The sequence below is a fragment of the Marinobacterium sp. xm-m-312 genome (assembly GCF_013283295.1).
In the GTDB taxonomy this organism is placed as follows: domain Bacteria; phylum Pseudomonadota; class Gammaproteobacteria; order Pseudomonadales; family Balneatricaceae; genus Marinobacterium_E.
Map to the genome: position 1 here is coordinate 104,418 of NZ_WBYS01000004.1, position 9,694 is coordinate 114,111.

Annotated in this window: 11 protein-coding genes; 8 read left to right on the forward strand and 3 right to left on the reverse strand. The window is 48.2% G+C overall.

Annotated features, from left to right (window positions below; genetic code table 11):
* Nucleotides 1-62: 62 nt before the first annotated feature.
* A complete protein-coding gene (locus XMM312_RS06225; RefSeq protein ID WP_173488880.1) occupies nucleotides 63-998 on the forward strand; it encodes an AEC family transporter in 936 nt (311 codons plus the stop codon).
* Between the two features lie 175 nt (nucleotides 999-1,173).
* On the opposite strand, the gene XMM312_RS06230 is transcribed toward XMM312_RS06225, so the two are convergent.
* A complete protein-coding gene (locus XMM312_RS06230) occupies nucleotides 1,174-2,118 on the reverse strand; it encodes a Gfo/Idh/MocA family oxidoreductase (protein ID WP_173488881.1) in 945 nt (314 codons plus the stop codon).
* 126 nt (nucleotides 2,119-2,244) lie between these two features.
* Complete coding sequence (locus tag XMM312_RS06235; protein WP_173488882.1) at nucleotides 2,245-3,456, reverse strand: LysR family transcriptional regulator; 1,212 nt, start codon at nucleotides 3,454-3,456, stop codon at nucleotides 2,245-2,247.
* Between the two features lie 143 nt (nucleotides 3,457-3,599).
* On the opposite strand from XMM312_RS06235, the gene XMM312_RS06240 reads away from it, so the two are divergent.
* Genes XMM312_RS06240 through XMM312_RS06265 form a run of 6 tightly spaced genes read left to right on the forward strand, consistent with a single transcriptional unit; the run spans nucleotide 3,600 to nucleotide 8,435 of the window.
* Nucleotides 3,600-4,607, forward strand: a complete 1,008-nt coding sequence (locus XMM312_RS06240; protein WP_173488883.1) for an amidohydrolase family protein — start codon at nucleotides 3,600-3,602, stop codon at nucleotides 4,605-4,607.
* Between the two features lie 10 nt (nucleotides 4,608-4,617).
* A complete protein-coding gene (locus XMM312_RS06245; RefSeq protein ID WP_173480898.1) occupies nucleotides 4,618-5,295 on the forward strand; it encodes a 4-carboxy-4-hydroxy-2-oxoadipate aldolase/oxaloacetate decarboxylase in 678 nt (225 codons plus the stop codon).
* On the forward strand, nucleotides 5,288-6,346 hold the full coding sequence (locus XMM312_RS06250; RefSeq protein ID WP_173488884.1) for a 4-oxalomesaconate tautomerase: 1,059 nt from the start codon (nucleotides 5,288-5,290) through the stop codon (nucleotides 6,344-6,346). The genes XMM312_RS06245 and XMM312_RS06250 overlap by 8 nt, the downstream gene beginning before the upstream one ends.
* A 15-nt stretch (nucleotides 6,347-6,361) precedes the next feature.
* Nucleotides 6,362-7,234, forward strand: a complete 873-nt coding sequence (locus XMM312_RS06255) for an amidohydrolase family protein (protein ID WP_173480896.1) — start codon at nucleotides 6,362-6,364, stop codon at nucleotides 7,232-7,234.
* 9 nt (nucleotides 7,235-7,243) lie between these two features.
* The gene (locus XMM312_RS06260) at nucleotides 7,244-7,600 is read left to right on the forward strand and encodes a protocatechuate 3,4-dioxygenase (RefSeq protein ID WP_173480895.1); all 357 of its coding nucleotides are present in this window, start codon (nucleotides 7,244-7,246) and stop codon (nucleotides 7,598-7,600) included.
* On the forward strand, nucleotides 7,593-8,435 hold the full coding sequence (locus XMM312_RS06265; protein ID WP_173480894.1) for a class III extradiol dioxygenase family protein: 843 nt from the start codon (nucleotides 7,593-7,595) through the stop codon (nucleotides 8,433-8,435). Before XMM312_RS06260 ends, XMM312_RS06265 begins: the two co-directional genes overlap by 8 nt.
* A 180-nt stretch (nucleotides 8,436-8,615) precedes the next feature.
* On the opposite strand, the gene XMM312_RS06270 is transcribed toward XMM312_RS06265, so the two are convergent.
* Nucleotides 8,616-9,281 (reverse strand): GntR family transcriptional regulator, encoded by a 666-nt coding sequence (locus tag XMM312_RS06270; RefSeq protein ID WP_173488885.1) that lies wholly within the window; start codon nucleotides 9,279-9,281, stop codon nucleotides 8,616-8,618.
* A gap of 183 nt (nucleotides 9,282-9,464) precedes the next feature.
* Here XMM312_RS06270 and XMM312_RS06275 point away from each other — a divergent pair, with 183 nt between their 5' ends.
* A complete protein-coding gene (locus XMM312_RS06275; protein WP_173488886.1) occupies nucleotides 9,465-9,689 on the forward strand; it encodes a DUF2798 domain-containing protein in 225 nt (74 codons plus the stop codon).
* Nucleotides 9,690-9,694: the final 5 nt, after the last annotated feature.

Below are 9,694 nucleotides of genomic sequence, written 5' to 3' on the forward strand. Positions count from 1 at the left end.
CGAATCGCTACCACCAAGTCTCAGGGCTCGATAAGATAGAACCTCTTTGATGACAGGTTTAGATGATGAACGTTCTCGGGATTACCGCACCGCTCTTTACGTTAATGGCTATTGGGTTTTTAGCCGTTAAATATAACGCACTGTCTAAGGAGGCTATCCCTGGGATAGCCCGCTTTGTTTTGGTTTTTTGCATACCGGCGATCATTGTCGGCAATTTATCTAAGAATAGCCCTGCTGATATCTTTAATAGCGATTACGTATCGATTTACGCTATTGCCGCAGTCGCTACCTTCTTCATTTCGTTGGGTCTGATTCGGAGCGTCAGACAGGGTGACGCTAAACAGTCATCAGCATTAGCCATTGGGGCCGCTATGCCCAACAGTATTTTTGTTGGCTACCCTATTCTGCTGCAGGTCATGCCCGATATGGCCGCTCAAGTATTGGTTGTCTGTATACTGGTCGAAAATCTAGTGGTGCTGCCTTTAGCGCTCCTGACTACTGAGTACTTCTCAGCTGATCATAGAGACAAAACGCTGTTAGGCTCACTAAGCTCTATTTTTAAACGCCTGATCAACAACCCCATACTCATCGCAATAGCGGTTGGCTTAATCTTATCGTTAAGCGGTTTTCAACTGCCGTCGTTCATCGACGAAAGCTTAGGGGTACTCGCAAAAGCGGCTGGTGGCGCAGCACTGATCGTTATTGGAGGCTCTTTAGTAGGAAACTCTATTCGCGATGATTTAAGTACTTTGGGTATGATTGCTGGGGCAAAACTGTTGATTCAACCTGCTCTGGCCCTTCTGCTGATTACCCTCTGGTGGGACTTCGATCGTCAGTGGCAGATAGCTCTGATGGTCATCACCGCTTCACCCATGTTCACCATCTACCCTATTCTCGCTGCACCTTATGGCGCTGCAAAGACGGCTGCCAGCTCATTGCTGCTGACTACGGTAGCGTCCTATGCGACGCTGAACACTGTTTTGGCGTTTGTGCTGTAGACCGGAGCGTAATTTGAGGGCGGATGACAGGCTGATAGCCAGTCACCGGTGCTTGCCTTGACATCTTCGTGCCAGTGACTGGCCTTCAGCCTGTCACCTGCTCTCTCAGCGTCTTCCAGAAACAGAAGACAACAAAAAGGCCGCAACAGCGGCCTTTTTAACGATAAGCTAACACTTAATCCAAAAGCTGCTCTAGCTGGTGTAGTGTCTCCATTGCTGGCAATACCTGCTGAACGCTTGAGTTTGGCTCGCGACCTTCGCGAATCGCCGCAATGAATTCACGATCCTGAAGTTCGATGCCGTTGTTCGAAACAGCAACGCCAGAGAGATCAATTGGGTTCTCGTTACCATCTACCAAATCATCGTAACGGGCGATGTAGGTACCCTTGTCACAGATGTAACGGAAGAAAGTACCAAATGGACCGTCGTTATTAAAAGATAGAGAGAGTGTACACAGTGCACCGCTCTCTGACTTCATACCAATCGACATGTCCATTGCAATGTTAAGTTCTGGGTGAATTGGGCCCTGCATCGCTTGTACTTTTGTACACTTCTCGCCAGTCTGGTACTGGAATAGATCCACGGTGTGACAAGCGTGGTGCCAAAGCAGGTGATCCGTCCATGAGCGCGCCTTACCCAGAGCGTTCTTGTTAGAACGACGGAAGAAGTAAGTTTGAACATCCATCTGTTGAATCTTCAGCTCACCCGCTTGGATTTTGTTATGAATCCACTGGTGGCTTGGGTTGAAGCGGCGAGTCTGACCCGACATGGCTACCAAACCCGTGCGCTTTTGTGCCTCCACCAGTTTGATTGAGTCTTCAATGTTATCCGCCATCGGAATCTCAACCATGACGTGCTTGCCTGCTTCAAGACACTGAATAGACTGTGAAGCGTGCATTTGAGTCGGTGTTGCAAGAATGACCGCATCAACATCATCACGTGCCAGTGATTCAGCAAGATCTGTTGTTGCGTGAGCGATACCACGCTCTTTAGCAAACTCAGCAATGGCATCAGGTTTAGTACCAACCACTGACGTCACAACAACATCTTCAATGTTACTCAATGCATCTAAGTGTTTTAGACCAAAAGCGCCCATAGCGCCTGCAACACAAACTCTCATTAGTGTCTCCCTAATTCGAATGGATAAATATTGTCCCTAAGATTATCAAAATGGATCTTTCATAGAACCGTTAAAAATTCTAGACATCATTCAAAAATGTGAATGCAAGCTTATACAAAACCGCTTCTAAGATACGGCCAGCCGCAGTAGATCGATAAATTTTTGCTGGGCATTAGTGGGGTTCCATGAGCTGCGACGGGTAATGCCGATGGGGCGTTTAGTGCCTGACATTTCAAAAGGCAGTACCGCCAAATCCCCTTTGGATAACTCAAACTCCAACTGATGCTGAGAGATTAACGTGAGTCGATCACCCCCAAGTAACAACTCTCGAATTAACACATGGGAACTGGTTTCGACGATGGATAGACCTTCTCTCTCCTCACCTTGCAGAATCAGTTCTTCAAATAGGTTGCGGGTTGGCGCCCCACTTCTTGGGATAACCCAACCGTAGTTAAGAAGGTCCTCTCGAGTAATCTGATCGATATTAAGAGCGGGATGCCCTTTGCGTGCCACAATTGCTAATGGAGGCGCTATGAGTTCTTCTTGAACAATATCACTGGTTGGGATCGGGAAACGCAACGCACCGACCAAGAGATCCACATCCCCCTGAAGGATATGGGCTAAAAGATCTTCATAGGGCCCATCAACCAACTCTAAAGTGATACCAGGATAAGCTTTGGTAAATTCATTAATCGCTTTGGGCAACAGAGAGGTGCGTGCTAGTGGCATGCTGCCGATGCGCATCCGTCCCACTTCACGACCATCACCAAGGCCTGACAACTCTTGAAGTCCTTGATAAATCTCTGAAATGGCCAGCTTGGTTGATTTGGAGAAGACTTTAGCGGCTCGTGTTGCCGCAATGCCGGTACTGGTCTTTTCGAACAGGGAGAGCCCCATGAGTGATTCAAGTTCACGAGCTGATCGATGGAGTGACGATTGTGATACGCCCAGATTTCGACCTGCAACACTGTAGTTTTGTGCATCAGTAACCGCGACAAGTGCTTTTAATTGGGTCGTCGTCAGCTGCGTCATGATGCGTTCAATGGTCTCCATTCGACGATTCGACATAGACGACAGCGCATCGGCCAGACCCAGCCTTAGGACAGCAAAGGCGCTATTCACCCTAGCCTCCCAGATTTCACCCGCTTCCGTCAGATACATACCACTGGACTGGCGCTCAAACAGCTTTACTCCGAGCAAGCGTTCTAACTTTGCAATGGCTTGGGTCATAGCAGGTTGAGAGAGAAAGACACGCTCTGCAGCCTGACTTATGCCTCCTGCATTGGAGACCTCAATGAATACCCGAAGATGTCGTATGTTGGGAAGATTCTTGAACATAAGGGTCATTGTAACCTGATGTGAATTAAATACCTATATCAAAAACAAATACCTAAAAAGTAAAAACTAAATAGCTTAAAAAAGACGATATAGAGAGGATAGAAACATAGAAATCCAATTCATTATAAAAGGACGTTTGAGACATGATTATCGATTGCCATGGTCACTACACAACCACACCTCCTGGTGTTGGCGCTTGGCGTGAAGCTCAAAAAGCAGAAGTAGAAAAGAATCCAGATTTTGTCGGTGAAAAAGGCGACTTTGGTGTTACTGATGATGAGATCCGCGAGTCGATCATCAATAATCAGTTAAAACTTCAGCAAGAGCGCGGCACTGATCTGACTATCTTCTCACCGCGTGCCAGCTGGATGGCTCACCATGTGGGTAATGAACACACCTCTAAGTTCTGGACTGAAAACCAAAACGACCTCATTCGTCGTGTTTGTGACCTATTCCCAGAGAACTTTGTCCCTGTTGCTCAGCTGCCTCAGTCACCGGGTGTTGATCCTGCTAAGTCTGTACCAGAGATCGTACGTACCGTTGAAGAGATGGGCTTTATTGGTATCAACCTTAACCCAGATCCATCAGGTGGCCACTGGAACGGCAGTCGTCTTTCGGCTCGTGAGTTCTACCCTATCTACGAGAAGATGTGTGAGTACGACATCCCTGCGATGATTCACGTATCAGCTGCCTGCAACCCCAACTTTGATACGACGGGTTCACACTACCTAGGCGCAGATACCACTGCATTCCAGCAACTGATGATGTCGGATGTATTTAAAGACTTCCCAACGCTTAAGATCATCATCCCTCACGGCGGTGGTGCAGTTCCTTACCACTGGGGACGTTTCCGCGGTATGGCATTGGATAAAGGTTTTGAGCTAGAAGAGCGCGTTTTGAATAACGTCTTCTTTGATACCTGTGTCTACCACCAAAAAGGGATCGACTGCCTTCTGGACGTTATTCCAACTGAAAACATTCTGTTTGCGTCTGAGATGATCGGTGCGGTTCGTGGAATCGATCCTGAGACGGGTCACTACTTCGATGACACTAAACGATACATCGACGCGACAACCAAAGTGAATGCTGAGCAGAAAGAGATGATCTTCTCGGGTAACGCTCAACGTGTATTCAGTCGCTTGAAGGTTTAAGGAGAGGAACATGGCAGAGAACGTAGTTGTTCAACATATTGAACGAGCTGATTCAGAAGTAATCGCAGGTCTTGCTAAATTGGGCGTTGCAACCGTTCATGAAGCTCAGGGTCGTCGTGGTCTATTAGCCCACTACATGCGCCCAATCTACTCTGGTCGCTCTATTGCAGGCAGTGCAGTGACAATCTCTGGTGCTGCCGGTGATAACTGGATGATGCATGTTGCTATTGAGCAGTGTAAACCCGGCGACATCATGGTGTTTGCGCCAACTTCACCTTCTGTAGATGGCTTCTTTGGTGATCTACTGGCGACCTCAGCTAAATCGCGTGGCGTACAGGGCCTAATCATTGATGGCGGTGTTCGTGATACTGCTATCCTTAAAGAGATGGATTTCCCAGTCTGGTCTAAAGCTGTTTACGCCAAGGGCACCATCAAAGAGACTCTGGGCTCAGTGAACATCCCTCTGGTCTGTGCTGAAGCATTGATCTACCCAGGCGATATCATTGTTGCTGACGATGATGGCGTCTGTGTTGTTCGCCGCGATGAAGCCGAAGAGGTTCTTAAAGAGGCGCTAGCGCGTGAAGCTCGTGAAGAGGAGAAGCGTGTTCGCATGGCGAATGGTGAGCTAGGTCTTGATATCTACAACATGCGCCCTCGCCTTGAAGAGAAAGGCCTTAAGTATGTCTAATGGCATTCGCTGCATGTGGATGCGCGGCGGTACATCTAAAGGCGGTTACTTCCTAAAGAGCGACCTACCTTCAGATACTGCCGCACGAGACGCTTTTCTTCTTGGCATGATGGGTTCTCCAGATCCACGCCAGATTGATGGTCTCGGTGGTGCTGACCCACTGACCTCGAAAGTTGCCGTTGTTAGCGCTTCTGATCGTGACGACGCCGATGTCGATTACCTCTTTTTACAGGTATTTGTTGATCAAGCAATCGTTACCGATGCACAGAACTGTGGCAATATCTTGGCAGGTATCGGTCCCTTCGCCATTGAGCGTGGCCTAGTTCAAGCAACGGGCAATGAGACTCAGGTTCGTATCTTTATGGAGAACACGGGCCAGATCGCTATCGCGACAGTAGCTACACCAAACGGCCAGGTTTCCTATAAAGGCGACTCAAAGATTGATGGCGTACCAGGCACTTCGGCTGCGGTCCCTCTAGAGTTCCTTGATACAGCGGGTTCATCTTGTGGCGCCCTTCTTCCTACCGGTAACGCAGTTGATCTGATCGACGGTGTTGAATGCACCCTGATCGATAACGGCATGCCAGTAGTCGTAATGCGGGCATCGGATATGGGTATTACAGGCAGTGAGTCTCGTGAAGAGTTAGAAGCTAATAGCGACCTTCGCGCCAAGCTTGAAGCCATTCGCTTACAAGCGGGTCCAATGATGAATCTCGGCGATGTGACTGAGAAGTCTGTACCTAAGATGAGTATGGTGAGCGAAGCAACCGATGGTGGTGCGCTATCTACACGTACATTCATCCCTCATCGCTGCCACGCCTCTATCGGTGTATTGGGTGCAGTCAGCGTTGCTACGGCAGCTATTTTGCCGAACTCACCTGCCGCTTCAGTGGCCACTCTACCTGAAGGCACTAGAAAAACCTTAGCCGTTGAGCACCCGATCGGAGAAATGACGGTCGTTATTGATATCGATCAGGATGGCCAACCGAAAAGCGCTGCACTATTACGCACAGCGCGAAAACTATTTGATGGCGAAGTTTTCGCTGAATAATTAGGAATAAAGAACATGGATGCAGATTACCGCCCGTTTCACGACAACCCTAAAAAGCCTGACTTTGTAGCGCCTGCTGGTGCAGTGGATGCACACTGCCACGTATTTGGTCCTGCGGATAAATTCCCATACCACCCCAAGCGTAAATACACACCTTGCGATGCATCTAAAGATCAACTCTTTGCTCTGCGTGATTACCTTGGTTTCAGTCGTAACGTGATCGTTCAGGCTTCTTGTCACGGCACAGACAATGCAGCACTGGTTGACGCACTTGAGACTGCAGGCGATCTAGCACGCGGTGTAGCGGTCGTTGACCCAGCGATCACGGTAGAAGAACTTGAAGCGATGGATAAAGCGGGTGTCCGCGGTGTTCGATTTAACTTCGTTAAACGTCTAGTCGATACAACCCCTAAAGAGGTATTCCTATCGATCGCTGAGAAGATCAAACCACTAGGCTGGCACATCGTTGTCTACTTTGAAGCGCCAGATCTAGAAGATCTAATCCCGTTCCTTAACGAGCTAAACACAACCATCGTGGTTGACCACATGGGTCGTCCAGACGTGGCTAATGGTGTTGATCACCCTGACTTCCAGCGTTTCATGAATCTTATGCGTAACAACGATAAGGTGTGGACGAAAGTCAGCTGTCCTGAGCGTTTGACGCTACAGGCACCGGACTACTCTGACGTTGTGCCGTTCATGCGTGCACTCGTTGAAGCTTTCCCAGATCGCGTACTTTGGGGTACAGACTGGCCGCACCCGAACATGAAATCACACACACCTGATGATGGTGCACTGGTTGACGTGATTCCACAGATTGCCGTAACTGAAGAGCTACAGCGTAAACTATTGATCGACAACCCAATGCGTTTGTACTGGGAACGATAAGGAGTTCTTATGATTGAACCGATCATTGAAGGAACATACAAATTTGATGGCGTAGCAGCAAAACTCGGCTACAACCTCAATAAGATGTGTTTCTCTTTCAACGAGGAGAGCTGTCGCGAAGAGTTTCGTCAAGACGAAGCGGCTTACTGCGATAAGTTTAAGCTGAACCCTGCACAGAAAGAGGCGATCCTAAAACGCGACATCATCGCTCTACTTCGTAATGGCGGCAGTATCTACTACCTTGCAAAATTTGCAGGCACGCTTGGGCTTAACGTACAGGACGTTGGCGGCATCATGACCGGCCAAACGACTGAAGAGTTCCAAGCATATTTAGACAGTCAGGGAGTGGGCAAAACGAATGGCTAAAATCTTAGGTGCTATCGGCACATCACACGTGCCTGCTATTGGTGTAGCAGTTGATCGCGGCATTGAGGACACCCCTTACTGGAAAGACCTATTCGCTGCTTATGTACCAGTTCGCGAATGGATCAACGAGAACAAGCCAGACATCGCTGTACTGTTCTACAACGATCACGGTCTTGAGATGTTCTTGGATAAGAAACCAACCTTCTCTATCGGCTGTGCAGACGAGTACTGCAACGCTGATGAGGGCTGGGGTATCAAACCAATTCCACCTCTAACGGGTGAAACAGATCTATCTTGGCACATCGTTAACCACCTGATCGAAAACGACTTTGATCCAACTGTCTGTCAGGACATCAAAGTGGATCACGGCGCGACAGTTCCTATGTCTGTCCTCTACCCAGGCCATACCTACAAAGGCACTAAGGTGATTCCCATCGCCATTAACTGTGAACGTCACCCTATGCCTAAACCATCACGCTCATATGCTTTTGGTAAAGCGATAGGTGATGCCATTCGCTCTTGGGATAGTGACCAGACAGTTGTTGTTCTGGGTACTGGCGGTCTATCGCACCAGCTAGATGGCGAGCGTGCAGGCTACCTAAATACTGAGTTCGACCAGATGTGTATGGATAAACTGGTCACTGATCCAGAGTCACTGACCCACTACACCAATGATGAACTCACGGAAATTGCCGGTGCACAGGGTGTCGAGCTCGCCATGTGGTTAGCAATGCGCGGTGCTTGTTCTGGCCCTGTTGATGAGTTGGTTAACGTCTTGATCGCTCCAATATCAAACACTGCGGCTGGTGTACAGCTTCTTGTGCCTAAAGATTGATTCTGCGTGATGGTCTAAAAAAGCGCCTGTTGGCGCTTTTTTCTTGCCGAAATGATTCGGATTATTTTCGCGGTCTCAGCTGGGCTGAGATCGCTCCTACAGTAGGACTTCGGAAAAAATTATCTACGTAGCTCTTCTGTAGAAGCGAATTGGAGCGAAGCGACAAACCGCGACTTGCTTTTACCGCTCTGGAAAGAGCGTATTCATCACCTTCTCATTGGATGAACGGATGTGCAGTCTAAGCAGTTCTGTAGCCGTTTTAATATCTCGCGCAAATGCGGCATTCATAAGCTCTTCGTGTTCATCTTTACCTGATGGTTGATTCAATGGCTGGCTGGTTAATGCCAAACGGCGAAAGCGTTCACCCTGATCATACAGCGTCGATATGAAGCGTAACTGCCACTCAGAGGGACAGGCGCTAATGAGTGCCATGTGAAAACGGCGATTCTCACGAGTACGCGCAAGTACCTGATCATCTTCTTGCCCAGCAGACTGTGACTTAACCGCTAATTCGCGGTGGCGTGCTCCTGCAATGGCCGCCTCCCAATCGAGATCACCTAGCTTGATCGACTGCTTAAAAGCATCCACTTCAAGCATTTCCCGCAGACGACTCACCTCAACAAACTCATCCGCTGAAATAGGTGCAGCCCAATAACCACGCTGACCACGACGAGTTACCAACCCCTCTGCGGCGAGCCTTGAGAGTGCCTCACGAACCGGAGCCGCACTGGATCCATAACGGTTAGCTAAGACAGCAATCGATAACTTCGATTCAGGCTCTATATTGCCCTCTAAAATATCGGTACGCAGTTGTTGGTAGGTTGACGGGGTTTCTTGGTTTTCCACCCTTAGGCTCCATTTGTATCTATTAGCCTATATTTTCTCTTATCTTGAAAATTAAAGCTATTGAGCATTTAACTGTTTAAGTAGGTCTTAATCTCTTAGATATGTAGAATTCTGCTCTTAATATTTACAAGCTAATCCCGTATCATTGCCAATATTAGAATTTACTAATTAATAGGCTTATCTATGTTTCCTAAAAAACGCGCTCCTCTTGTTCAATCAGTGTTAATGTCTCTGGTGATGGTAACGATCATGACCTTTGTGATTACCACGGTGAATACCGGTTTAGATGAAGGTTTTATGGCTCGTTGGGGCTACGCTTATCTGGTTGCTTGGCCGATTGCCTTCTCTGTGATCCTAATTTTTGGTCGCCGAGTCGCTGCATTGACTCAAAAGCTTTGCACTAAGTAGGTTTT

Excerpts from the sequence above, each read along its gene's own strand:
- XMM312_RS06250 (WP_173488884.1), top strand. The coding sequence starts at position 5,288 with ATGTCTAATGGCATTCGCTGCATGTGGATGCGCGGCGGTACATCTAAA.
- XMM312_RS06230 (WP_173488881.1), bottom strand. The coding sequence starts at position 2,118 with ATGAGAGTTTGTGTTGCAGGCGCTATGGGCGCTTTTGGTCTAAAACAC.
- XMM312_RS06275 (WP_173488886.1), top strand. The coding sequence starts at position 9,465 with ATGTTTCCTAAAAAACGCGCTCCTCTTGTTCAATCAGTGTTAATGTCT.
- XMM312_RS06245 (WP_173480898.1), top strand. The coding sequence starts at position 4,618 with ATGGCAGAGAACGTAGTTGTTCAACATATTGAACGAGCTGATTCAGAA.
- XMM312_RS06255 (WP_173480896.1), top strand. The coding sequence starts at position 6,362 with ATGGATGCAGATTACCGCCCGTTTCACGACAACCCTAAAAAGCCTGAC.
- XMM312_RS06240 (WP_173488883.1), top strand. The coding sequence starts at position 3,600 with ATGATTATCGATTGCCATGGTCACTACACAACCACACCTCCTGGTGTT.
- XMM312_RS06235 (WP_173488882.1), bottom strand. The coding sequence starts at position 3,456 with ATGTTCAAGAATCTTCCCAACATACGACATCTTCGGGTATTCATTGAG.
- XMM312_RS06225 (WP_173488880.1), top strand. The coding sequence starts at position 63 with ATGATGAACGTTCTCGGGATTACCGCACCGCTCTTTACGTTAATGGCT.
- XMM312_RS06260 (WP_173480895.1), top strand. The coding sequence starts at position 7,244 with ATGATTGAACCGATCATTGAAGGAACATACAAATTTGATGGCGTAGCA.
- XMM312_RS06265 (WP_173480894.1), top strand. The coding sequence starts at position 7,593 with ATGGCTAAAATCTTAGGTGCTATCGGCACATCACACGTGCCTGCTATT.